This window comes from Arthrobacter sp. P1_D4 (assembly GCF_056406115.1).
The window spans coordinates 101747-124643 of record NZ_JBFUAU010000007.1 but is presented as its reverse complement, the minus strand read 5'-3'; the positions used below and the strand labels follow the sequence as shown (position 1 = coordinate 124643).

Here is a 22897-nt window from a genome sequence, read left to right as displayed (position 1 = left end):
CGGCGCCACATCCTGCTAATGATCCAGCCAGCAACAAGGCGGTGACAGCGGTCAGGACTTTGGCGAGAGAACAGTTGATATTCATGGTCCTTTTGACGAGAGGGATTTTTCCGCCGTAGCTTCGGCCACCGCCACCGCGGGTAACCGTGTCCGTGGTGCCCGCCACACGTCTACGCACTTAGTCCTCTGGGGAAGTCTGCTTCGGGTGCCACTCCCTGGCTCAACCGTTCAAACTGTGGCCCGAACGGGAAACGTCACCCATACTTAGTTCGCCGTAGCCAGTCTGACTTTCGAACGGGTGCCAATGAGCCGTTCCTTTGGCGCCGGCCGGCTGACAGAGAGCGGAGAACCAGCTCTGCCGGGAAGGATCTCACTCAACTTCGCGATTTCCAGGATGTGCTCCGAAGTGAAAATGATCTTGCCCTTGCCCCAGCACGCGTGGGGGAAGCGTCCGCTGACCGCGCCATCGCGCAGCCATGACTCCGTGCAGCGCATCAGCGCGGCTGCCTCGGCGGGTTCAAAAAATTCGATCTCCACGGGAACTCCAAAAGGAAGGCGTTGCTTTCAACCTTCATGGCCTCGTGGAGACTAGCCGACATGACCAGAAGCGCGAGTCAGGCGAACGCTCCCCGAGGGCGACATCGGCACGGCCCCACACATAGCCCCATTGCCGTCACCGCAGAAAGGCTGCCACAGAGCGCTCAGTGGCGTCAGCACCGGCTTGCAGCGCAGCCGGCATCAAGTGCCCGTACACCTGCTCGGTAGTCCGCGTGGAGGCGTGCCCCAGCCGGCGCGAGATGGTGAACAAGGGCACGCCGTCCTGGATCAGCCAGGATGCGTGAGTATGGCGGAGGTCGTGGATCCGTGGGTTCTTGGTAAGGCCGATAGCCTGGGCCGTGTGGACAGCCGGAACCCAGTAGTGGTGCCAGTAGAGCTTGTGGATGATGCGCCCGCCCTTGGGCGTAGTGAACACAAGTTCTTTCCCCGCTCTGCTGGCGACCAGCGGGATCAGCAGCTCCACGAGTGCGGGGTTCAGTCCGATGGTCCGCTTGCCGGCACCGGTCTTCGTTGCACCAACGTAAAACTTCGACTGCCCGTCCCGTTTCCAAGCCTTGTTGATCCGCACTGTCGGGGGTTTGGACAGGAGGTCCACGTCCGCCACGGTCAGCGCGGTGGCCTCTCCAAAGCGGGTGCCGGTCATGACCAGGAAGTTGGTGAAGGCCTTGTAGCGCTCCCCCATTCCCTCCATGATGAGGCTGAACTCAGCATGGGTGAGGAACATGGCCTCGTCCTCAGCCTTCTCAATGGGAGGCAGCTGCACGCCCCGGCAAGGGTTCCGCGGGATGTAGCCCAGCATCTCTGCAGTGTTCATGGCGGCGGAGATGAGGCCATGAACGTTATGAACCGTCTTCGGCGCGAGCCCCTTTGCCATCATCGATTTCACCCAATGCGCGAGCAGTCGATAGTCGAGCTTGTCCGCGGGAACATGACCGATGACATTGCGGACATGGAGATCCAACATGGTTTGGTACGTCTTGATGGTTCCACTCGATGGCCGAACCAACAGATCAATGTGCTCTTGGATGACTTCAGCGATGGTGGGTGTGCGTTTGGCGTTGGAGAGGATGGCGTGCTGGGCGATCTCGAAGGATTGTCCGTTGGCGTCCAGAAGCCTTTTCAGGGTCTCCGCTTCGACGAGAGTGAGAACTGTCAGGCCCTGCTGCTCGCGGCTCTTCGGGTCCCGCCAGAGCACCATGTAGGACGCTGTTCCGTCCTTTTTGGTGCGTTTTCGAATGCTGGCCACACCAAAAACGGTACGCCGCTGTCAACACTTTGGGCGGTTTTGTCAACACCCAAAGACGAAACAGGCCTTTGACCTGCGGAAACACTGTGCCCGAGGTGGGACTCGAACCCACACACCTTTCGATACCGCATTTTGAGTGCGGCGCGTCTGCCAATTCCGCCACTCGGGCGCGGAGTACACCGGTGTAACAATCAGCCTGCCACAGTGCTGTGAGCAACGCGATCGCTTCCAGTGCGCGAAATTACTCTACATGCAGATAGGCTGAATTCCAGAATCGCGCCAGTGACGCCGCATCGAACCAAACCGGTCCAAGTACATGGCGGACAAAACCTATGATGGTTGAGTTCCCGCCGTACCTTTCCAAGGAGTTCCCGTGTCAGAACAGACGGAGTCAACCCCCACTTCCCAGCCGGCGCGCCGCGTTGTCGTCGCCGAGGATGAGACCCTCATCCGCCTGGACATCATCGAGATCCTGCGGGGCGAAGGCTACGACGTTGTCGGCGAGGCGGACAACGGCGAAAAGGCCGTCCAGCTTGCCGAGGAGCTCAAGCCCGACCTGGTCCTGATGGACGTCAAGATGCCGGTCATGGACGGCATCTCGGCCGCGGAGAAGATCGTCAAGGCCCGGATCGCCCCCGTGGTCCTGCTCACCGCGTTCAGCCAGAAAGAGCTCGTGGAGCGCGCCCGCGACGCCGGCGCCATGGCGTACGTGGTCAAGCCGTTCACCCCGGCGGACCTCATCCCGGCCTTGGAGATCGCGCTGTCCCGCCACGAGGAAATCAAGGCCCTCGAGAGCGAGGTCACCGACCTGCAGGAGCAGTTCGCCACCCGCAAGCTCGTGGAGCGCGCCAAAAGCCTCCTGACCACCAAGATGGGCCTGACGGAACCGGAAGCCTTCCGGTGGATCCAGAAGACCTCGATGGACCGCCGCCTCAGCATGCGCGAGGTGGCCGAAACCATCATCAACCAGGTCAACTAGCGGCCGGCGGTGCCGGCCGCGCTCCGCGGCCGGAAGCCGGCAGCCGCGCGCTCGAAGCACCAAACACCAAAAAAGGAGGATCCCCGCCAGCCGGCGGGGATCCTCCCTTTTGCGTTCAAGCTATCAGAACTAGGCCTGGACCCGGTTCTTCTTCTTCTTTTCCGGCCACGGGCCGAGCTTGTCCTTGGCCACGGCTGCTTCGCCCTGGCCGCCGAAGTCGGCGAGGTCGCCCACCTTGTGGACCTTCAGCAGGTTCGTCGACCCGGCCTTTCCGGGAGGTGAACCAGCGGCGATGACCACCAGGTCACCGTCCTCGACGACGTCGAGCTCCAGCAGGCTGCGGTCAACCTGGGCCGTCATCTCGTCGGTGTGGCCCACCATCGGGACCAGGACCGGCTGGATGCCCCACGTCAGCGCGAGCTGGTTCCAGACGTGCTCCACCGGGGTGAAGGCGAAGACCGGCCTGATGGGGCGCAGACGCGACAGGCGGCGTGCCGAGTCACCGGACTGCGTGAAGGTGCAGATGTACTTCGCTTCCAGCTGATCGGCGATCTCGACGGCGGCGCGGGTGATGGCGCCGCCGCGGGTCTTGGGCTTGGTGCCCAGCGGGGGAACGCGCTCCAGGCCGTGCTCTTCGGTGGACTCGATGATCCGGGCCATGGTCTTGACCGTCTCGATCGGGTACTTGCCCACGCTGGTCTCGCCGGAGAGCATGACCGCGTCGGCACCGTCCAGCACCGCGTTGGCGCAGTCGGAGGCCTCGGCGCGGGTCGGGCGCGGGTTCTCGATCATGGACTCGAGGACCTGGGTGGCCACGATGACCGGCTTGGCCCAGCGGCGTGCCAGTTCGATGGCGCGCTTCTGCACTATCGGCACTTCCTCGAGGGGAAGTTCCACACCGAGGTCGCCACGAGCCACCATGATGGCGTCGAAGGCGTCGATGATCTCGTGCAGCTGCTCCACGGCCTGCGGCTTCTCGATCTTGGCGATGACCGGCACGCGGCGGCCTTCCTCGTCCATGATCTCGTGCACGCGGACGATGTCCGAAGCATCCCGGACGAAGGACAGGGCAACCATGTCCACGCCGCGGCGCATGGCCCAGCGCAGATCGTCCTCGTCCTTTTCGCTCAGCGCCGGCACGTTGACGGCAACGCCGGGCAGGTTGATGCCCTTGTTGTTGGAAACCCAGCCGCCGACAATCACTTGGGCGACCACCTTGACGTCGTCGACGTCGATCGCGCGGAGGGCGACCTTGCCGTCGTCGATCAGCAGGGCATCGCCCGGGTTGACGTCCTCTGTCAGGCTCTTGAGGGTCGTGGAGCAGATGTCCTTGGTGCCCGGAACGTCCTCGGTGGTGATCGTGAACGTGTCACCGACCTCCAGGAGGTGGGGACCGTCGACGAAACGTCCGAGGCGGATCTTCGGGCCCTGCAGGTCGGCCATGATGGCCACGGCCTTGCCGAGCTGTCCCGCAGCCTTGCGGACGTTCTCGTAGGTGTTGTCGTGCACGGAGTAATCGCCGTGGCTCATGTTCATGCGTGCCACGTCAACGCCGGCTTCCAGCACGGCCAGCGTGTTGTCAAAGCTTGCGATTGCCGGTCCGAAAGTGGCCACGATTTTAGCGCGTCTCATATACCTACCCTACTGGTGTGTTGCATGGATTAAGTTGAAGTGCGGATGAATCCCGGAGGTCCTGTGGGACTACAGAACAGCCATCGCACGGTCGGTCGGCGCCACAGGTGCCGGCAGAATGGTGCTGCCCATCAGGAACTTGTCCACCGCGGCCGCGCAGGCGCGCCCTTCGGCGATGGCCCAAACGATGAGCGACTGGCCGCGGCCGGCGTCGCCCGCGACGAAGATGCCTTCAGTATTGGTCATGTAGTAGCCGTCGCGTGCCACGTTGCCGCGGCCGTCAAAGTCGGCCTGGACCTGGTCGGTGATCCCGGCCGGCTCGGCGCCGGTGAAGCCCAGGGACAGGAAGACGAGGTCCGCCGGAATGATCCGCTCGGTGCCGGCCTTCGGCAGGCGTTTGCCGTCGACGAATTCCGTCTCCGCAACCTTGACGCCCCTGAGTTTGCCGTTTTCCCCGACGAACTCCACGGTGGAGGCGAGGTAGGTGCGTTCGCCGCCTTCCTCGTGCGCGCTGGCGACCTCGAACAAGGTGGGGAATGTCGGCCAGGGCTGGTGGCCGGCCCGCTCGACGGGGGGCTGCTTGCCGATCGCCAGGGTGGTCACGGACGCGGCCTGGTGACGGTGCGCGGTGCCGAGGCAGTCGGCGCCGGTGTCGCCGCCGCCGAGGATGACCACGTGCTTGCCCGCGGCATTGATCTGGTTCTCCACGGTCTCCCCCGCCACCACCCGGTTGGCCGGCACGAGGTAATCCATGGCGTAGTGGACGCCGTCGAGGTCGCGGCCCGGGATCGGCAGGTCACGCGGGACGGTGGCCCCGGTGGCGATGACGACGGCGTCGTACCGGCGGCGCAGCTGCTCCCACGTCACGTCGGTGCCGACGGCCACCCCGGTGCGGAACCGGGTGCCTTCGGCCTTCATCTGCTCCAGCCGGCGGTCCACCTGCTCTTTTTCCATCTTGAAGTCGGGGATCCCGTAGCGCAGGAGGCCGCCGATCTTGTCGTCGCGCTCGTACACGGCCACAGTGTGGCCCACCCGGGTCAGCTGCTGGGCGACGGCGAGCCCGGCGGGGCCGGACCCGACGACGGCGACCGTCTTGCCGGTCAGTCGCGCGGGCGGCAGGGGGTTGACCCAGCCGTTCTCGAAGGCCTGGTCCACGATGGACACCTCGACCTGCTTGATGGTCACCGCGGGCTGGTTGATGCCGAGTACGCAGGACGCCTCGCAGGGGGCAGGGCACAGCCGGCCCGTGAATTCGGGGAAGTTGTTGGTGGCGTGCAGCCGCTCCATCGCTTCCTCGCCCTTGTCCCGCCAGACGAGGTCGTTCCATTCCGGAATGAGGTTGCCCAGCGGGCAGCCCTGGTGGCAGAACGGGACGCCGCAGTCCATGCAGCGGCCTGCCTGGCTCTTCAGGACACCCTTTTCCTGGGCCTCATAGACCTCTTTCCAGTCCATGATGCGGACCGGGACGGGACGGCGCGGCTGGGTTTCACGCTGACGTACTTTCAGAAATCCGCGTGGATCAGCCACCGGTCACCTCCAGGATTCGAGACCAAACTTCTTCGCCGTCGGGGTCCAGGCCCTCTTCGATGGCGTCAAGACGGGTTTGCAGGACGGCCGCGTAGTCGCGCGGCAGCACCTTGGTTATGCGGGCTGCGGTGTCATCGAAGTTCTCGAGGAGCCGTGCCGCGAGCAGCGACTCGGTTTCCTCGAGGTGCTTGACGAGCAGCCCGTGGACGATGTCACGGTCCTCGGCGTCGAGCTCGCGCAGCTGCAGCTCGCCTGACTCGAGGGCCTGCTTGTTGACGCGCTCGGTCTGCAGGTCCAGCACGTAGGCCGTGCCCCCGGACATGCCGGCGCCGAAGTTGCGGCCGGTGCGGCCGATGATGAGCGTCTGGCCGCCGGTCATGTACTCGCAGCCGTGGTCCCCGATGCCTTCGACCACCGCGGTGGCGCCGGAGTTGCGGACCAGGAAGCGTTCGCCGACCTGGCCGCGGAGGAACAGCTCACCGCTTGTGGCGCCGTAGCCGATCACGTTGCCGGCGATTACGTTGCGCTCGGCGGGGAACACGTTGGTGCGGTCCGGCCGGACGATGATGCGGCCGCCGGAAAGTCCCTTGCCGACGTAGTCGTTGGAGTCGCCGAACATGCGCAGCGTGATGCCGGCCGGCAGGAACGCTCCGAGCGACTGGCCCGCGGTGCCATTGAGCGTGATGTCAATGGTGTCCGTGGCCAGGACGTCGGTGCTGAAGGTCTTCGTCACGACGTGGCCGAGCATGGTGCCGACGGAGCGGTCCGTGTTGATGACGTTTACGGAGATCTTCACCGGCGTGCGGTCGCTCAGCGCTTCGGCCGCCATGGCGATCAGGCGCTGGTCGAAGTGCTTGTCGAGTTCGTGGTTCTGGCCGGTGAGGTTGCGCAGCGGCGCGTCGTTGTCGAACTCGAGCCCGTGCAGGATCGGATCCAGGTCCAGCCCTTCGGCCTTCCAATGGTTGATCGCGTCGCGGGAGTCGAGCATCTCGGCATGGCCGATCGCCTCCTCGATGCTGCGGAAACCCAGCTCGGCGAGGATTTCGCGGACTTCCTCGGCAAGGAATTCGAAGAAGTTCACCACGAATTCGGGCTTGCCGTTGAACCGGGAGCGCAGCTCGGGGTTCTGGGTTGCGACGCCTACCGGGCAGGTGTCCAGGTGGCAGACGCGCATCATGATGCAGCCGGAGACCACCAGCGGGGCGGTGGCGAAACCAAACTCTTCGCCGCCGAGCAGCGCGGCGATCACGACGTCGCGGCCGGTCTTGAGCTGGCCGTCGACCTGCACCACCACACGGTCGCGCAGGCCGTTGAGCATGAGCGTCTGCTGCGTCTCGGCGAGGCCGAGTTCCCACGGGACACCGGCGTGCTTGAGCGAGTTCAGCGGCGAGGCGCCGGTACCGCCGTCGTGCCCGGAGACCAGCACGACGTCGGCCTTCGCCTTGGTGACGCCGGCCGCCACGGTGCCGATCCCGACCTCGGAGACGAGCTTGACGTGCACCCGGGCCGAGGGGTTGGCGCGCTTGGCGTCATAGATCAGCTGCGCGAGGTCCTCGATCGAGTAGATGTCGTGGTGCGGGGGCGGCGAAATGAGGCCGACGCCGGGGGTCGAGTGCCGCGTGCGGGCCACCCAGGGGTAGACCTTCTGCGCCATCAGCTGGCCGCCCTCGCCGGGCTTGGCACCCTGGGCCATCTTGATCTGGATGTCGTCCGCGTTGGACAGGTACAGGCTGGTGACGCCGAAGCGGCCGGAGGCGATCTGCTTGACCGCGGAACGGCGGGTGGGATCGAGCAGCCGGTCCACGTCCTCGCCGCCTTCACCGGTGTTGGACTTTCCGCCCAGCCGGTTCATGGCGACCGCGAGGGTCTCGTGGGCTTCCTTGGAGATGGAGCCGTAGCTCATGGCGCCGGTGGAGAACCGCTTGACGATTCTGGAAACCGGTTCCACTTCCTCAAGCGGCACCGCGGGACGCGAACCGGCCTTGAACTTCAGCAGACCGCGCAGGGTCATGAGGTTCTCGGACTGGTCGTCAACGCCGCGGGTGTAGGCCTTGAAGATGTCGTAGCGGCGTTCACGCGTGGCGTGCTGGAGCCGGAAGACAGTCTCGGGGTTGAACAGGTGGGGTTCGCCGTCGCGGCGCCACTGGTATTCGCCGCCGCCGAGCAGGGGCTGGTGCGGCAGTTCGATGCCGTTCTCGGGGTAGGCCATGCGGTGCCGGGCCAGGACTTCGGCGGCAATGACGTCGAGGCCGACGCCGCCGAGCTGGGAATGCGTGCCGGAGAAGTACTCGTCCACGAGGTCCTGGCCGAGGCCGAGCGCTTCGAAGGTCTGGGCACCGGTGTAGGAGGCCACGGTGGAGATGCCCATCTTGGACATGATCTTCAGGACGCCCTTGCCCAGGCCCTTGATCAGGTTGTAGACGCCGTCCTGCGGGGTGACCCCGACGACGTCGCCGGAGGCGATGAGCTGTTCCACGGATTCCATGGCCAGGTACGGGTTCACGGCGGAGGCGCCGTAGCCGATGAGCACGGCGACGTGGTGGGTCTCGCGGACGTCGCCAGCTTCCACCACGAGCGCGGTTTTGGTGCGGTTGGCGCTGCGCAGCAGGTGGTGGTGCACGGCGCTGACCAGCAGCAGGGACGGGATCGGGGCCCACTGGGCGTTCGAGTCGCGATCTGAGAGCACCACGTACTGGACGCCGCGGTTGATGGCGCCGGAGACCTGCTCGCAGATTTCGGTGAGCCGGGCCCGGAGGGAGTTCTCGCCGCCTTCGGGGCGGTAGAGTCCGCGGACCTTCATGGCGACCTTGCCGCCGTCGGCGCTCTCGATGTTCGCGATCTTGGCGAGCTGGTCGTTGTTGATCACGGGGAACGGCAGCGAGACCTGCGGCTGCCGGACCTGCTTGGTGTCCAGCAGGTTGCCGTTCGGGCCGATTGCGCACGTCAGGGACGTGACGAGCTCTTCACGGATGGCGTCCAGCGGCGGGTTGGTGACCTGCGCGAAGGACTGCACAAAGTAGTCGAAGAGCAGCCGCGGGCGCTTGGACAGCACGGCCACCGGGGTGTCCGAGCCCATGGCACCGAGCGGTTCGGCGCCGGTGCGGGCCATCGGGCCCAGCAGGATTTTCAGTTCCTCGGTGGTGTAGCCGAAGGTGCGCTGGCGGATGTTGACCGAGGCGGCGGTGTGCACGACGTGCTCGCGTTCGGGCAGGTTCTTGAGGTCGATCAGGTTGTCCTTGACCCATTCGGCCCAGGGGTTCGCTGCGGCAACCTCGGCCTTGACCTCGGCGTCGTCGATGATCCGGCCGGCTTCCGTGTCCACCAGGAACATCTTGCCGGGCGAGACGCGGCCCTTCTTGACCACCTTGGAGGGTTCGACGTCGATCACGCCGACTTCGGAGGCGAAAACGATCAGGCCGTCCTCGGTGATCCAGTACCGGCCCGGACGCAGGCCGTTGCGGTCCAGCGTGGCGCCGACCAGGTTGCCGTCCGTGAAGGAGACGGCCGCCGGGCCGTCCCACGGCTCCATGAGCATCGAGTGGTATTCGTAGAAGGCGCGGCGGGCCGGATCCATGGTGGCGTGGTTTTCCCACGCCTCCGGGATCATCATCATGATCGAGTGCGTGATGGGCCGGCCGGAGAGCCAGAGCAGTTCGGCAACCTCGTCGAAGGAGGCCGAGTCCGAGGCGCCCGGGGTGCAGATTGGGAACAGCTCTTCGGGTGAGTCCCCCAGCAGCGGGCTGGCGAGCTGCGACTGCCGGGCCCGCATCCAGTTGCGGTTGCCCTTGACGGTGTTGATCTCCCCGTTGTGCGCGATGGTGCGGAACGGCTGGGCCAGCGGCCAGGACGGGAACGTGTTGGTGGAGAAGCGCGAGTGGACAATCGCGAGCTTGGTCTTGAAGCGCTTGTCCGACAGGTCCGGGTAGAACGGCTCGAGCTGCGCGGTGGTGAGCATGCCCTTGTAGACGATGGTCCGGGAGGAGAGCGACGGGAAGTACACGCCGAACTTGTTCTGGGCGCGCTTGCGGATCCGCCAGGCGCGGGAATCGAGCTCGTTGCGTTCGAGGGTTTCCCCGGTGCTGGAGGCGAAGAACGGCTGCGAGAAGTACGGCATGCAGGCCCGCGCCATGGCCCCGACCAGGTCGGCCACGATCGGGACTTCACGCCAGCCCAGGATGGTCAGGCCCTCGTCCGCGGCGAGGCCTTCGATGCCGGCGCGGGCGGCGTCGGATTCGCGCTGCTCGGCGGGCAGGAACGCGGTTCCCACGATGTACTGGCCGGGGGCCGGAAGTTCGAAGTCCGTGACTGCGCGGAAGAATTCGTCCGGCACCTGCATCAGGAGGCCGGCGCCGTCGCCGGTACCTTCATCGGCGCCCACGGCACCGCGGTGCTCGAGGTTGCGCAGGGCGGTCAGGGCGGCGTCGACGATGTCGTAGCCAGGCTCACCGCGGAGCGTGGCGATGATGGCCAGGCCGCAGGCGTCCTTCTCGTTCTCCGGATTGTAGAGTCCGGCAGCGGCCGGAATCGCCGCGAAGCGGCTGAAAGGTGACGCGGCAGCCGAGGGCTGGTCCGGATCGGACCAGCTGGGGCTGTGAAGAGTTTGGGTCATTGGAGACGTCCTTCCTCCTGATCGTGCGTATGGGAGGGACAACATTGGCCCCACTCGGCACGCCGGTGTGTGACGGGCGCAACAGAGTGTTTTTCTAACTGGAATTGTAGGCCAGCCCGGCCTCCTGTACTAACAGTTACGCAGGTGCTGGCCCGGGCTTGCATGGACAGCTTCGATCTGCTGTCCACGGCAAGCCCTCTTGCCACGACGCTGTGGAGTCGGGTCCGGTGAGCGGTGGCTCCGGTCAACCCGAAGTGCCGGCGCTGAGCTACTTGGTGCCCTCAGCCTCCGGCGCGGTTCCAGTTCCCTGGCGGCCGGAAACTCCGGCTGCCGGAGCTCCATTGGCGGGCGCGGTGCCGCCCGTGGAGTCCCTGTCCGCATCCTCGGATGCGCGAACTGGTCCGCTTTGGTTATTCCGGAGATTAGCACGGGATTCACTATCTGAGACAGCGGCGTCCGAATGGCGGATGGTTGCCGCGTCTGCGGGAACGGTGGCGCGGTCGGCGTGGGCAGCACTGTCGGCGCCGGTGGCGCGGTCAGCGCTGTCGGCGTCGGTCGCGTCAGCGTCCGGCTCTGACTCTGCCTTCGCCTCAGCCGTCTTTTCCTCAGCCGGCGTGGTCTCCACCGGCTGGGTCCCTGCCGGCTTCGTCTCCGCGGGTGCACGGCCGGGGAGGAACGGGGTGTCCGGCTCGGAGCGCTTGCGCAGTCCGAGGAGGATGAAGGCGAGCAGGGCTCCGGCGAAGACGATGATGCTGGTCCAGACATTGAGCCTGGTGGTGAGCCCGAAGAGGGTGATCTGTTCGGCATCGTCGATCCGCATGGCCTCGATCCAGACGCGGCCCAGGGTGTAGTACATGGCGTAGACGCAGAAGAGGCGGCCGCGGCGGAAGCTGAATTTGCGGTCCAGGGCCAGCAGGATCAGCACGCCGGCCAGGTTCCACAGCGACTCGTAGAGGAACGTCGGGTGGAAGAGCGTGTCCGTCGGCATGCCGGGGGGGAAGTTCGGGTTGTTGGGATCGATCTGCAGCCCCCACGGAAGCGTGGTGGGGCCGCCGAAGAGTTCCTGGTTGAAGTAGTTGCCCCACCGGCCAATGGCCTGGGCCAGCAGCAGCCCGGGGGCCGCGGCGTCCATGAAGGCGCTCAGCTTCACCCCGGCACGCCGGCACCCGATCCAGGCGCCCACGGCGCCGAGCACGACGGCGCCCCAGATGCCCAGGCCGCCGCGCTGGATCTGCGGAATCAGGGACAGGTCCCCTGTGCCGTCGAATCCCGGGCCGAAGTAGGCGTCCGGAGAGGAGAACACGTGGTACAGCCGTCCGCCGATAATGCCGAACGGGATGGCCCAGATGGCGATGTCCCAGACGCTGCCCTCGGGGGCGCCGCGGCGTGCCCAGCGGACCGAGGTCAGCCACAGGCCGGCAATAATGCCGGCGAGGATGCACAGGGCGTAGGCGTGGATGCGCAGGGACCCCCACGGCAGCGGGATGTCGAATCCGGACCAGCTGGGGCTCGGAATGCTCGCGGGAATCATCGCCGCCGCGTGGAGGACTGACTGCATTGCTTACGCTTCTTCCTTGGTAAGGCCGGTGCTGAGGTCTTTCGTCAAGGAGGCTACCGCATCCACGCCGCCGTCCCGGATGGCCGCGACGAGGGCGGTGCCGACAATCACGCCGTCGGCGTACTCGGCGATCTCGCGGACGTGGCTGGCGGTGGAGACGCCGAGGCCCACGCAGACGCGTTCGGCGCCCGCGGCGTGCGCGGCGGCGACGACGTCCCTGGCCGCGGAGCTGACCGAGGTCCGGGCGCCGGTGACGCCCATGATGGAGACGGCGTAGACGAAGCCGCGGCTCGCGTCGACCGTGCGTTTCATGCGTTCGGGCGAGGACGAGGGAGCTACCAGGAACACCCGGTCCAGGCCGTACTTGTCCGAGGCCGTCATCCACTCGGCGGCCTCGTCCGGAATGAGGTCGGGCGTGATGAGCCCGGCTCCCCCGGCCTCGGCCAGGCGGCGGGAGAACTCGTCCACGCCCATCCGGACCACGGGGTTCCAGTACGTCATGACCAGCACGGCGGCGTCGGTCTTGCTCGTAATGCCTCGGACGACGTCGAAGACCTCCCGGACGTGGAAGCCCTTCGCGAGGGCCTCCGTCGTGGCGGCCTGGATGACCTGGCCGTCCATGACCGGGTCCGAGTACGGGATGCCGATCTCGATGAGGTCGGCGCCGTTCTCGGCCAGGGCGATGCCGGCGGCAATGGTGTCTTTAACGCTCGGGTAGCCGGCGGGCAGGTAGCCGATCAGGGCCGCCCGGCCCTGGGCTCGGGCGCGGTCAATGGCCGCGGCCGACTTGCTGGCGTGCTGGTTGCTGTCCTGGCTGGTGGTCACAGCTGTTCCCCCTCTTTGGCGATTTCGGCTTCAGGTGAATCCTTGTCCAGCAGGTCGAACCATTCCGCGGCCGTGGCCACGTCCTTGTCGCCGCGGCCGGAGAGGTTCACCATCACGATTTTCTCTGAGGCGTCTGTAGCCTTGCCTGCCGCCGCGTCTGCGGCGAGCCGCTGGCCCACCTTGATGGCGCCGGCGAGGGCGTGGGCGGACTCGATGGCGGGGATGATGCCCTCGGTGCGGCACAGGAGGCGGAAGGCCTCCATGGCTTCGCTGTCCGTGATGGGCTCGTAGCTGACCCGGCCAATGTCGGCGAGGTAGGAATGCTCGGGGCCGACGCCGGGGTAGTCCAGGCCGGCGGAGATCGAGTGCGACTCGATGGTCTGGCCGTCGTCGTCCTGCATGAGGTACGAGCGGGCGCCGTGCAGTACGCCGGGTTTGCCGAGGGTGATGGTGGCTGCGTGGCGTCCGGTTTCGACGCCCTCGCCGCCGGCTTCGAAGCCGTAGATCTTGACCGAAGGGTCATCGAGGAAGCCGTGGAAGATGCCGATGGCGTTGGAGCCGCCGCCGATGCAGGCACAGACGGCATCCGGCAGCCGGCCGGTCTGGTCCAGGATCTGGGCGCGGGCTTCCTCACCGATGACTTCGTGGAAGTAGCGGACCATCGCCGGGAACGGGTGTGCTCCGGCGGCGGTGCCCAGCAGGTAGTGCGTGTTGCCCACGTTGGCCACCCAGTCGCGCAGGGCCTCGTTGATGGCGTCCTTGAGCGTCTGGGATCCGTTGGTGACCGGGATGACCGTGGCCCCAAGGAGTTCCATGCGGGCCACGTTGAGAGACTGCCTGCGGCAGTCCTCGGCGCCCATGTAGACCACGCATTCCAGGCCCAGCAGGGCTGCGGCCGTGGCGCTGGCCACGCCGTGCTGGCCGGCGCCGGTTTCGGCGATGACGCGGGTTTTGCCCATTCGCTTGGCGAGCAGCGCCTGGCCCAGGACGTTGTTGATCTTGTGCGAGCCGGTGTGGTTGAGGTCTTCGCGCTTGAGGAAGATCCGCACCCCGCCGGCGTGCTCGGCGAAGCGCTTGGCCTCGGTCAGCAGCGATGGCCGGCCCGAGTAGTTCTTGTTCAGGTCGGCGATCTGGGCCGTGAACTCCGGATCGGCCTTGGCCTTCTCGAAGGTGTCCTCGAGCTCGTCCAGGGCCGCGATGAGCGACTCTGGCATCCACCGGCCGCCGTAGTTCCCGAAGTAGGGCCCCGGGGCGTGGCGCAGGGACGGTTCGCCCTGCGCGGGGTGCTCCGCGGGGCGGCCGCCCTGCAGGAACGCGTCCACGGTACTTTCGTCAGAGCCGGCTGCTGGTGCATCGACCATCAGTCTCACCATCCTGTTCCACTGCTAGCTTTGGGGATCTGCTGATGAGATCCGCTCATTGGTCCGGGCAAAATCGCGGGCCCGGCACCGCTCACGGTCCGGACGGAGGCGCCAGGACCGGCCGGCCTCAGGCGCGCGCGGCGATTGCCGTCGCGCCGGCAGCCATGAATTCGGCGATCCGCTCGCGGGGCGTCGCGTCACTGACCAGCGCCTCGCCGACCAGGACCGCGTTGGCTCCGCGGGCCGCGTAGTGCTTGACGTCCTCGACGTCGCGCACACCGGATTCGGCGACCACGAGCGCACCGGCGGGAATGCCGCCGGTCAGCGCCGCGAAGACGGAACGGTCGACGTCGAGCGTCTTGAGGTTGCGTACGTTGACGCCGATGATCCGGGCCTCCGCGGCGACTGCGCGCTCGATTTCCTCCGCCGTATGGGTCTCGACCAGCACGTTCATGCCGAGCTCGCGGCTGAGGGCCGTGAACTCACGCAGCTGGGCGTCCGAGAGCGAGGCCACGATCAGCAGGATCAGGTCGGCGCCGTGCGCCCGGGCCTCCCAGATCTGGTACTCGTCAACCATGAAGTCCTTGCGCAGCAGCGGGATGTCCACGGCGGCCCGGACGGCGTCCAGATCGGCCAGGGAGCCGCCGAAGCGGCGCTCCTCGGTCAGGACGCTGATCACGGCGGCCCCGCCGTCGGCGTACTGCGCGGCGAGGGACGCGGGATCGGCGATGTCCGCGAGCGGGCCCTTGGACGGGCTGCGGCGCTTGACCTCGGCAATCACCTTGAGCTGGTCCCGGCTGCTTGAGGTGCCGCCGAGGGCGGCCCAGGCGTCACGGGCGGGCGCCGCCTCGGCGGCACGCTCCTTCAGCTCCGCGAGCGTAACCAGACGCTGGCGCGCCTGCATATCCTCCCTGACACCGGCATTGATGTCGTCGAGAACGCTCACGCTCAGTGGCCGGAGTTCTTCAGCTTGCTGCCGCCGACGCCGTAGCCGGCCTTGCGCATGGCCCAGCCGGCGAGCAGGCCGATTACCATGACCGCCGCACCTGCAACGAAGATCGGGGTGTTGGCGATGACGAAGGCGATGGACGCAATGAGGGCGCCGATCAGCATCACGATCACGCAGGTCCACGCGGCCGGGCTGTTGCCGTGGCCCGGCGCTTCGCTGTGATCGACGTCGTCGTAGACGCCCTTCGGCCCCTTCGGCGCAGCGGACGTGGATGCGGAAACAGTGGCTTTGCTCATTGAAATCTCCTCAGGATGAATACTGCTTACATTCTGCCATTTTTTGGCTGTGTTATTTGGCCGCGTTGCTGGGCCGCGTTGCTTTGGCCGGGTTACTGGCCGCGTTGCCGGTCGCGCCCGCGGCATCGGCTCAGGTGGGGTCGTCACCGCGGGACAACCTGTCCCAGCTGTCAATCTCGTCAGCGGGGGCGGCCGGCGCATTACCGCCGGCTGCAGTTCCGCCGGCGGCGGCCGCGTCATATTTGGTGCGGGTCTTCCAGTAGCGGCCGGCCGGCACGATCGCCAGGGCGCTGAGTCCCAGCAGGGCACCGGCGACGACGGCGAGGATGGGGAACACCGTGACGTCCACCTGCACGCTGCTGCCGCTGATTCCGGTGGCGGCCGCGATCGATCCCTGCGCCGCGGCCAGCGGGTCCGCCAGTACAACGGCTGCCGCGGCGACGATGCCCGCGGCCGCGAGGAGGATGATCGCTGTGATGACCCAGCGGGCCACGCGACCGGCGATGGAGGCCGCGAGGCCGCCGGCGAGGGCCACAAGCGCCAGGGCTGTCACGGTGGTGGCAGCCTTGCTGCCCTGAACCTGCAGTCCGTCCTGGCTGGCCACGGCCGCGCCGAGCTGCGTGGGATCGAGGTGCACCGTGAGCCAGGTCTGGGTGGTGGTCCCGAACACGGCAAGGGCCAGGGCAGCGATTACCAGGACCAGGGTGGACTTGCGGGCCCAGCCGGGGACGGCGGACCTCTTGGTGCTCTTCACAGTGCTCTTTACAGTGGTCTTCACGGTGTTTTTGGCGCTGTTCTTGGCGGTGGCTTCCGGCTCCCCCATCAGGACTCGGCTCCTGCGTCGGGCGTTGCGTCAGTGACTGCCTCAACGCTGATGTTGTGCAGCGACCTGGCGGTGTGCACGGCGCGCAGCGGGGCGGCGGCCTTGTTCACGGTTTCCTGGGCCTCGGTCGGGTTCACCGAATCTGCGACGATCCCGCCGCCGGCCTGGACGTACGCGCGTCCCTCCCGGAGCAGGGCCGACCGGATGGCGATCGCCATGTCCATGTCCCCGGCGAAGTCCAGGTACCCCACCACGCCGCCATAGATGCCGCGCCGGTGCGGTTCAAGTTCGTCCAGCAGGCGCAGGGCCCGCGGCTTCGGGGCGCCGGAGAGGGTGCCGGCCGGGAACGTGGCCTTGAGCACGTCGTAGGCCTTGGCGGCCGGGGCGAGCTCGCCGACCACAGTGGACACCAGGTGCATGATGTGGCTGAAGCGCTCCACTTCCATGAATTGCGTGACGTCGACGGATCCTGCCACGCAGACCTTCGAGAGGTCGTTGCGGGACAGGTCGACCAGCATCAGGTGCTCGGCGCGTTCTTTCTCGTCCGCCAGCAGTTCCTCGGCCAGGGCCTTGTCCGCCTCGAACGTCTTGCCGCGCGGGCGTGAGCCGGCGATGGGGTGGGTGATGACTTCGTCCCCTGTCACTGTGACGAGGGCCTCCGGCGAGGAGCCGACGATCGTGTATTCGCGGCCGGCGGCGTCCTCGAAGCTGAAGAGGTACATGTAGGGGCTGGGGTTGGTGTTCCGCAGGACCCGGTAGACGTCGAGGGGGTCGGCGCCGCACTCCATTTCGAAGCGGCGGGAGATCACCACCTGGAAGACCTCACCGTCCACGATCGCTTCCTTGCCGCGGTCCAGGGCGGCCAGGTACTCGGTTTCGTCCCAACGCTCCTGCACACTGGACGCGAAATCCAGGGCAGCCGTCTCCAGCACGGAGACCGGCTGCTCCACGGGGCGGCTGATCTTTTCGAGCAGGGCTTTGACGCGGGCGACGGCGTCATGCCAGGCGTCGTCGACCCGTTCGGTGCTGTTGTCGAAGTTGATGGCGTTGGCGATCAGCAGGACGGTGCCGTCCATGTTGTCGTGGACCGCCATGTCGGTGACCAGGTTGAGGGCCATTTCCGGCAGTTGGAGATCGTCCTCCGGCGGGCTGGTCAGTTTCTCCCAGTGCCGGACGGTTTCCCAACCCAGGAACCCGACCAGTCCCGAGGTGAACGGCGGGAGGCCGTCGAAGCGCTCGGTGCGCAGCGCGGCGACGGTGTCGCGGATGGCGTCCACGGGGTTGCCGTCCAGGGGCACACCGACCGGGGGCTCGCCCAGCCAGTGCGCGTTGCCGTCCTTGGTGGTCAGGGTCGCCCGGGAGCGGGAGCCGATGAAGGAATAGCGCGACCAGGCGCCGCCGACCGCCGCAGATTCCATCAGAAACGTTCCGGGCTGCCCATGGGCGAGCTTGCGGTAGAGCCCGATCGGGGTTTCGGCGTCAGCCAGCACCTTGAGCCGGACGGGGATGACGCGGCTGTGGCCTGCGAGTTCGCGGAACTCTTCGAGGCCGGGGCTGATGATTCCAAGGTCCTGCATGGCTGTGCTTTCCGCCTGTTCTTTAGGTGGACCTGCGACCGGATCCGGTCATGGGATCCTGCCTGGGGTCCGGTTCGTGAAGCTGTGGAAGCGCCGGGGCGCTCTGCCGGTGTGCCGGGCGCCTAGCCTCCGTGGCCAACGACGGCGTCGAGCTCGCGGCCGTCGAAGCACGTGCGGGTTCCGGTGTGGCAGGCCGCGCCGACCTGGTCGACCCGCACCAGCAGCGCATCGCCGTCACAGTCCATGGCGAGCGACTTGACCCACTGCACGTGCCCGGAGGTGTCTCCCTTGCGCCAGTACTCCTGGCGGGAGCGCGAAAAGAAGGTCACGCGCCCGCTGGTCAGGGTGCGGTGCAGCGCCTCGTCGTCCATCCAGCCCAGCATCAGCACCTCGTGGGTGTCGAATTGCTGGACGATGGCGGCCACCAGGCCGGCGCTGTCGCGCTTGAGCGCGTCCGCCAGTCCGGCCGGGAGGGGGCTGCCGCTGACGGGACTGCGATCGACGGCGCTGCCGTTAATGGCGCTGCCGTTGATGGGGCTGCCGTTGATGGGGCTGGGGGCGGAGGCGGGCTGCTCAGACATCAGATCAAGTCTAGTGCCTCCGGGCCGGTTGCCGCCCTGCGGACAGGTCCCGCCGCTTAACACTGGCGCGCCAATCGGCCCGGCGCCGCGGTCCGGCCCCGCATCATGCGGCCGGGCGCGGTTGCGGCGGCGATTCCTGTGCCCACGCACGGCCGTCTCGTGCTAGTTTCACAAGTGATGCATTTCGTCGAACCGTCCCGAGAAGTCCTGGCCGAAACCCTGCTGGCGGCCGGCCCTGATGCCGCCACGCTCTGCACAGGTTGGCTCACCCGCGATCTTGCCGCGCACCTGTACCTGCGCGAGCGGAAAATCGCCGTCGGACTGGGCCTGCTGATCAAGCGCCTGTCCAAGGCCTCGGACCAGGCGACGGCCGAACTGGCGGGCACCTTGAAGACCACCGAGGACTACGCCAAGCTGGTCAACGACTTCCGGGCCGGTCCCCCGGCGCTGTCCCCGCTGCGGATCAAGGCGCTGGACGAAAGCTCCAACCTGATCGAGTACTTTGTGCACACCGAGGACGTCCGCCGCGCCGTGGACCGCTGGGCCCCGCGCGCCCTGGACCAGGCCTATTCGGACGCGCTGTGGGATGAGCTCGTCAAGCGGGCCGCGATCCTGTACCGCGGCGTGGATCTGGGCATCGTGCTGGTGAGCCCCTCGGGTCCGCGGCATGTCGCCAAACGCGCCCCCGTGTCCGTGGCCATCGTCGGCGAACCGGGCGAGCTGCTCATGCACGCCCACGGCCGCACCCGCCACGCCCTCGTGACCTTTGAAGGCCAGCCGGACGCTGTCGCGCTCCTGCAGTCCGCCGAAGTCGGCCTCTAACACGCTCCGCAGAACCAACAACGCGGGGTCACTTACGGCCCAAAATCCCCTCCGGGATGGGCGGTAAGTGACCCCGCGTTGCTTTAAGCGGCGGGGACTAGCGGACTTCGAAGCCTGCGTCGCGGATCGCGGCCTTGACTTGCGCAATCATGTCCAGCGGGCCGAAGTGGAAGACCGAGGCCGCCAGGACGGCGTCGGCGCCTGCTGCCACAGCCGGCGGGAAGTGCTCCGGCTTGCCGGCACCACCGGAGGCGATGAGCGGGACCTTGACCCCCGCCCGCGCCAGGCGGATCAGTTCCAGATCGAAGCCGTCCTTGGTGCCGTCGGCGTCGATCGAGTTCAGCAGGATTTCACCCACCCCGCGGTCGGCCGCTTCCCGCGCCCAGGCGATCGCGTCGATGCCGGTCCCCTGCCGTCCGCCGTGCGTGGTGACCTCGAAGCCGGACGGGGTGGGCTGCGAGCCCGGACGGGTCCGGCGCGCGTCGAGGGAAAGCACCAGGACCTGGGAACCGAAGTGCCGGGTGATCTCGTCGATCACGTCCGGCCGGGCCACGGCTGCGGTGTTGATGGCGGCCTTGTCCGCGCCGCAGCGCAGGAGTTTGTCCACCTCGGCCACGCCACGGACGCCGCCGCCGACCGTCAGCGGGATGAAGACTTCCTCGGCGGTGCGGCGGACGACGTCGAACGTGGTCTCCCGGTTGCCGGAGGACGCCGTGACGTCAAGGAAGGTCAGCTCGTCGGCGCCGCTGTTGTCGTAGCGGTGCGCCAGTTCCACCGGGTCCCCCGCGTCGCGGAGGCCCTCAAAGTTGATGCCCTTGACCACGCGGCCGGCGTCGACGTCGAGGCACGGGATGACGCGCACGGCAACAGTCATGACTTCTCCTGGTACTTGCAGGCGGGTAATTGCTGCAGGGTGATTGCTGAAGGTGTTCCTGGCGGGACCCGGCGGGGCGCCTAGATGCGGCAGGCGTGGATGCTGCTGACCAGGATGGCGCGGGCGCCGAGGTCGTAGAGCTCGTCCATGATCCGGTTGGTTTCCCGCTTGGGCACCATCGAGCGGACGGCCACCCAGTCCGAATCGCGCAGCGGCGACACGGTGGGCGACTCCAGGCCCGGGGTGAGCCCGGCGGCCTGCTCCACGAGTTCCTTGCGGATGTCGTAGTCCATCAGCACGTACTGCCGGGCCACGAGGACGCCCTGGAGCCGGCGGATCAGGACCTCCGTGGCAGGGTTCTGCTCGCCCTTGCGGCCAATCAGCACGGACTCCGAATTCAGGATCGGCTCGCCGAAGATCTCCATGCCGGCGGCCTTGAGCGTGGTGCCGGTCTCTACGACGTCGGCAATCGCGTCGGCGACGCCGAGGCGGACGGAGGATTCGACGGCGCCGTCAAGGCGGACCACCTTGGCGTTGATGCCGCGTGCGGCCAGGTAGCCGCGCAGCAGTCCGTCGTAGCTCGTGGCCAGGCGCTTGCCCTCGAGCTCGGCGACCGTGGTGAAGTCGCCGACCGGGCCGGCGAAGCGGAAGGTGGAAGCGGCGAAGCCCAACGGCAGCAGTTCCTCAGCCTCGACCTCCGCGTCGAGCAGCAGGTCGCGGCCGGTGATGCCGACGTCGAGCGTTCCCTGGCCCACGTACACAGCTATGTCGCGCGGGCGCAGGAAGAAGAACTCAATGTCGTTGTCCGGGTCCACCATGACAAGCTCGCGGGTGTCGCGGCGCTGGCGGTAGCCTGCCTCGGCAAGCATGGCCGCGGCAGCTTCGGACAGGGATCCCTTGTTCGGGACGGCAACTCTAAGCATGGGGAAAGTCTCTCTTGGGTGTGGAAGTCTCTGTTCGGGCACATCGGCCACGCTGTGCACGGGATCCGCCAGCGAAGTCATGGCGGTGTCCGGTGCGGGCGCGGCTACAGATGCTTGTAGACGTCTTCCAGGGTGAGTCCTTTGGCGAGCATCAGAACCTGCAGGTGGTAGAGCAGCTGGGAAATTTCCTCGGCGGCGGCCTCATCGGATTCATACTCCGCAGCCATCCAAACCTCGGCTGCTTCCTCCACGACCTTCTTGCCGATGCCGTGGACTCCGGAATCCAGTTCGGCGACGGTGCGGGAGCCCTCCGGGCGGACGGCTGCCTTTTCACTCAGTTCTGCGAACAGCGACTCGAAATTCTTCACGCACCCAAGCCTACTTGCTCCCGGCGCGGGAACGCCCGCCGGGGCGTTGCATGACGGCGGAGATGTGAGGCACTACATATCCAACACGGCCGGCACACTCAACCGGCGCGGGTGGCCACGGAGCCGCCCGCACCGGCAAAAGCTGCAGCTTGGCGGTTCAGCCGAACTGTTTGAGCGTCACTGCCGTGGCCAGGGCGGCGGTAACGGCCTCGTGACCCTTGTCCTCGGTGGATCCGGGCAGGCCTGCCCGGTCGATCCCCTGCTGCTCGGTATCGCACGTCAGCACGCCGAACCCGACGGGAATCCCGGTGCGGACGCTGACCTCGGTCAGGCCCAGGGTGGCCGCCTCGCAGACATATTCGAAGTGCGGGGTACCGCCCCGGATGACGACGCCGAGCGCCACGACGGCGTCGAAGTGCGGTGCCAGCCGGGCGGCCGCGACCGGGAGCTCAAACGTGCCCGGCACGCGCAGGACGGTCGGCTCATTGATGCCGGCGTCCTTCGCGGCGCGCAGGGCACCGTCGAGCAGCCCGTCCATGATCTGGGTGTGCCAGCTCGCGGCCACAATGGCCAGCTTGAGCTGTGAGGTTTCTTCGGGCTTGAAGGTGCTGAGGTCGATCTGGGGGGCGCCGTGGCCGCTCATAGGTATTCCTTGCTATTGAGTCTGGTGGTCGTGTTGCTGCCCGGTCAGTCCTGGTCGTGCTCGAATCCGGACAGGCCGGCGGCCGGAGCCGGTTCAACGTCCAGGACCAGGCGGTGGTCCATCCGGTCCTTCTTCGTCTGCAGGTAGCGGATGTTCTGCTCCCGGGAGGGGACCTCCGTGGGGACCATCTCCACCACCTTGACGCCTGCCTGCGCAAGCCGGTCCTGCTTGTCCGGGTTGTTGCTCAGCAGCCGGATCTCGTGGAGACCCATCTCCGCGAGGATCTGGGCCGCGGCCTTGTAGCAGCGCGCGTCGACCGGCAGCCCGAGCTGTTCGTTGGCCTCCACAGTGTCAAAACCGGCCTCCTGCAGGGCGTAGGCCTTCATCTTGTTCGCCAGGCCGATCCCCCGGCCCTCCTGGCCGCGCAGGTACAGCAGGGTGCCGCCGAGTTCGTTGATCAGCTCGAGCGCATAGGCGAGCTGTTCGCCGCAGTCGCAGCGGTAGGAGCCAAACACATCGCCGGTCAGGCACTCCGAATGGAGGCGGACCAGCGGTGGCTCGCCGTCAACCGGCGCCATCGGTGAACTGACGGCCAGGTGCTCCGCGCCGGTGGCGAGGTCGGTCCAGGCCTGCGCCACGAAGTCGCCAAATGCGGTGGGCAGCTGGACGATGGGTCCTGCGCTGACCGGATGCGGTTGACGTGCCATGGCCGTCTCTTCTCGGGTCTCCGAAGTCGTCATTATTTC

At 67.0% G+C, this 22897-nt stretch carries 20 protein-coding genes and 1 tRNA gene; 2 read left to right on the top strand and 19 right to left on the bottom strand.

The window, feature by feature from the left end:
• Nucleotides 1-264: 264 nt before the first annotated feature.
• The 3 genes from AC1D0A_RS08440 to AC1D0A_RS08430 form a co-directional block, all read right to left on the bottom strand.
• Nucleotides 265-537 carry a hypothetical protein gene (locus tag AC1D0A_RS08440; RefSeq protein ID WP_476870112.1) on the bottom strand — a complete coding sequence of 91 codons (273 nt, stop codon included), beginning with the start codon at nt 535-537 and terminating at the stop codon, nt 265-267.
• A 136-nt stretch (nt 538-673) separates the two neighbouring features.
• Complete coding sequence (locus AC1D0A_RS08435) at nt 674-1804, bottom strand: tyrosine-type recombinase/integrase (RefSeq protein ID WP_476945568.1); 1131 nt, start codon at nt 1802-1804, stop codon at nt 674-676.
• Nucleotides 1805-1891: 87 nt separating this feature from the next.
• Nucleotides 1892-1973, bottom strand: a tRNA-Leu gene (locus AC1D0A_RS08430).
• Nucleotides 1974-2177: 204 nt separating this feature from the next.
• Between AC1D0A_RS08430 and AC1D0A_RS08425 the strand changes: the two genes are divergently transcribed.
• Complete coding sequence (locus AC1D0A_RS08425) at nt 2178-2783, top strand: ANTAR domain-containing response regulator (protein WP_018772478.1); 606 nt, start codon at nt 2178-2180, stop codon at nt 2781-2783.
• Nucleotides 2784-2912: 129 nt separating this feature from the next.
• On the opposite strand, the gene pyk is transcribed toward AC1D0A_RS08425, so the two are convergent.
• From pyk to hisI, 11 genes are all read right to left on the bottom strand, one after another.
• Nucleotides 2913-4415, bottom strand: a complete 1503-nt coding sequence (gene pyk / locus AC1D0A_RS08420; protein WP_243179062.1) for a pyruvate kinase — start codon at nt 4413-4415, stop codon at nt 2913-2915.
• A 69-nt stretch (nt 4416-4484) separates the two neighbouring features.
• Nucleotides 4485-5942, bottom strand: a complete 1458-nt coding sequence (locus AC1D0A_RS08415) for a glutamate synthase subunit beta (RefSeq protein WP_476945567.1) — start codon at nt 5940-5942, stop codon at nt 4485-4487.
• Nucleotides 5935-10551, bottom strand: coding sequence for a glutamate synthase large subunit (gltB, locus tag AC1D0A_RS08410; protein ID WP_476945566.1), 4617 nt, complete (start codon nt 10549-10551; stop codon nt 5935-5937). Before gltB ends, AC1D0A_RS08415 begins: the two co-directional genes overlap by 8 nt.
• Before the next feature lie 268 nt (nt 10552-10819).
• On the bottom strand, nt 10820-12109 hold the full coding sequence (gene lgt / locus AC1D0A_RS08405) for a prolipoprotein diacylglyceryl transferase (protein ID WP_476945565.1): 1290 nt from the start codon (nt 12107-12109) through the stop codon (nt 10820-10822).
• Nucleotides 12110-12112: 3 nt separating this feature from the next.
• Nucleotides 12113-12934, bottom strand: a complete 822-nt coding sequence (trpA, locus tag AC1D0A_RS08400) for a tryptophan synthase subunit alpha (protein ID WP_476945564.1) — start codon at nt 12932-12934, stop codon at nt 12113-12115.
• Nucleotides 12931-14295, bottom strand: a complete 1365-nt coding sequence (trpB, locus tag AC1D0A_RS08395) for a tryptophan synthase subunit beta (protein ID WP_243179091.1) — start codon at nt 14293-14295, stop codon at nt 12931-12933. Before trpB ends, trpA begins: the two co-directional genes overlap by 4 nt.
• A 127-nt stretch (nt 14296-14422) precedes the next feature.
• Nucleotides 14423-15241 carry an indole-3-glycerol phosphate synthase TrpC gene (gene trpC, locus AC1D0A_RS08390; RefSeq protein ID WP_243179093.1) on the bottom strand — a complete coding sequence of 273 codons (819 nt, stop codon included), beginning with the start codon at nt 15239-15241 and terminating at the stop codon, nt 14423-14425.
• A 2-nt stretch (nt 15242-15243) separates the two neighbouring features.
• The gene (locus tag AC1D0A_RS08385; protein ID WP_243179094.1) at nt 15244-15540 is read right to left on the bottom strand and encodes an HGxxPAAW family protein; all 297 of its coding nucleotides are present in this window, start codon (nt 15538-15540) and stop codon (nt 15244-15246) included.
• Between the two features lie 130 nt (nt 15541-15670).
• Nucleotides 15671-16363 carry a Trp biosynthesis-associated membrane protein gene (locus AC1D0A_RS08380; RefSeq protein WP_476945563.1) on the bottom strand — a complete coding sequence of 231 codons (693 nt, stop codon included), beginning with the start codon at nt 16361-16363 and terminating at the stop codon, nt 15671-15673.
• Nucleotides 16363-17940: an anthranilate synthase component I gene (locus AC1D0A_RS08375; RefSeq protein ID WP_476945562.1), complete on the bottom strand. Its 1578-nt coding sequence runs from the start codon at nt 17938-17940 to the stop codon at nt 16363-16365. Before AC1D0A_RS08375 ends, AC1D0A_RS08380 begins: the two co-directional genes overlap by 1 nt.
• 122 nt (nt 17941-18062) lie before the next feature.
• Entirely contained in the window at nt 18063-18521 is a 459-nt protein-coding gene (gene hisI, locus AC1D0A_RS08370; protein WP_243179119.1) for a phosphoribosyl-AMP cyclohydrolase, read from the bottom strand.
• A gap of 177 nt (nt 18522-18698) precedes the next feature.
• Here hisI and AC1D0A_RS08365 point away from each other — a divergent pair, with 177 nt between their 5' ends.
• Complete coding sequence (locus AC1D0A_RS08365; protein WP_028277041.1) at nt 18699-19343, top strand: TIGR03085 family metal-binding protein; 645 nt, start codon at nt 18699-18701, stop codon at nt 19341-19343.
• A gap of 97 nt (nt 19344-19440) precedes the next feature.
• Here AC1D0A_RS08365 and hisF read toward each other — a convergent pair whose 3' ends face one another.
• The 5 genes from hisF to ribA form a co-directional block, all read right to left on the bottom strand.
• Nucleotides 19441-20217 carry an imidazole glycerol phosphate synthase subunit HisF gene (hisF, locus tag AC1D0A_RS08360; RefSeq protein ID WP_026536975.1) on the bottom strand — a complete coding sequence of 259 codons (777 nt, stop codon included), beginning with the start codon at nt 20215-20217 and terminating at the stop codon, nt 19441-19443.
• A gap of 80 nt (nt 20218-20297) precedes the next feature.
• A complete protein-coding gene (gene hisG, locus AC1D0A_RS08355) occupies nt 20298-21140 on the bottom strand; it encodes an ATP phosphoribosyltransferase (RefSeq protein ID WP_028277039.1) in 843 nt (280 codons plus the stop codon).
• A 104-nt stretch (nt 21141-21244) separates the two neighbouring features.
• A complete protein-coding gene (locus AC1D0A_RS08350; RefSeq protein WP_018772463.1) occupies nt 21245-21508 on the bottom strand; it encodes a phosphoribosyl-ATP diphosphatase in 264 nt (87 codons plus the stop codon).
• A gap of 157 nt (nt 21509-21665) precedes the next feature.
• Nucleotides 21666-22151 carry a 6,7-dimethyl-8-ribityllumazine synthase gene (gene ribH, locus AC1D0A_RS08345; RefSeq protein ID WP_243179121.1) on the bottom strand — a complete coding sequence of 162 codons (486 nt, stop codon included), beginning with the start codon at nt 22149-22151 and terminating at the stop codon, nt 21666-21668.
• Nucleotides 22152-22195: 44 nt separating this feature from the next.
• A complete protein-coding gene (gene ribA, locus AC1D0A_RS08340) occupies nt 22196-22891 on the bottom strand; it encodes a GTP cyclohydrolase II (RefSeq protein WP_243179150.1) in 696 nt (231 codons plus the stop codon).
• Between the last annotated feature and the right edge of the window lie 6 nt (nt 22892-22897).

Coding starts and splice junctions, on each gene's coding strand:
- pyk (WP_243179062.1), bottom strand. CDS start 4,415: ATGAGACGCGCTAAAATCGTGGCCACTTTCGGACCGGCAATCGCAAGC.
- gltB (WP_476945566.1), bottom strand. CDS start 10,551: ATGACCCAAACTCTTCACAGCCCCAGCTGGTCCGATCCGGACCAGCCC.
- lgt (WP_476945565.1), bottom strand. CDS start 12,109: ATGCAGTCAGTCCTCCACGCGGCGGCGATGATTCCCGCGAGCATTCCG.
- trpB (WP_243179091.1), bottom strand. CDS start 14,295: ATGGTCGATGCACCAGCAGCCGGCTCTGACGAAAGTACCGTGGACGCG.
- AC1D0A_RS08385 (WP_243179094.1), bottom strand. CDS start 15,540: ATGAGCAAAGCCACTGTTTCCGCATCCACGTCCGCTGCGCCGAAGGGG.
- AC1D0A_RS08380 (WP_476945563.1), bottom strand. CDS start 16,363: ATGGGGGAGCCGGAAGCCACCGCCAAGAACAGCGCCAAAAACACCGTG.
- AC1D0A_RS08375 (WP_476945562.1), bottom strand. CDS start 17,940: ATGCAGGACCTTGGAATCATCAGCCCCGGCCTCGAAGAGTTCCGCGAA.
- hisI (WP_243179119.1), bottom strand. CDS start 18,521: ATGTCTGAGCAGCCCGCCTCCGCCCCCAGCCCCATCAACGGCAGCCCC.
- AC1D0A_RS08365 (WP_028277041.1), top strand. CDS start 18,699: ATGCATTTCGTCGAACCGTCCCGAGAAGTCCTGGCCGAAACCCTGCTG.
- hisF (WP_026536975.1), bottom strand. CDS start 20,217: ATGACTGTTGCCGTGCGCGTCATCCCGTGCCTCGACGTCGACGCCGGC.
- hisG (WP_028277039.1), bottom strand. CDS start 21,140: ATGCTTAGAGTTGCCGTCCCGAACAAGGGATCCCTGTCCGAAGCTGCC.
- ribH (WP_243179121.1), bottom strand. CDS start 22,151: ATGAGCGGCCACGGCGCCCCCCAGATCGACCTCAGCACCTTCAAGCCC.
- ribA (WP_243179150.1), bottom strand. CDS start 22,891: ATGACGACTTCGGAGACCCGAGAAGAGACGGCCATGGCACGTCAACCG.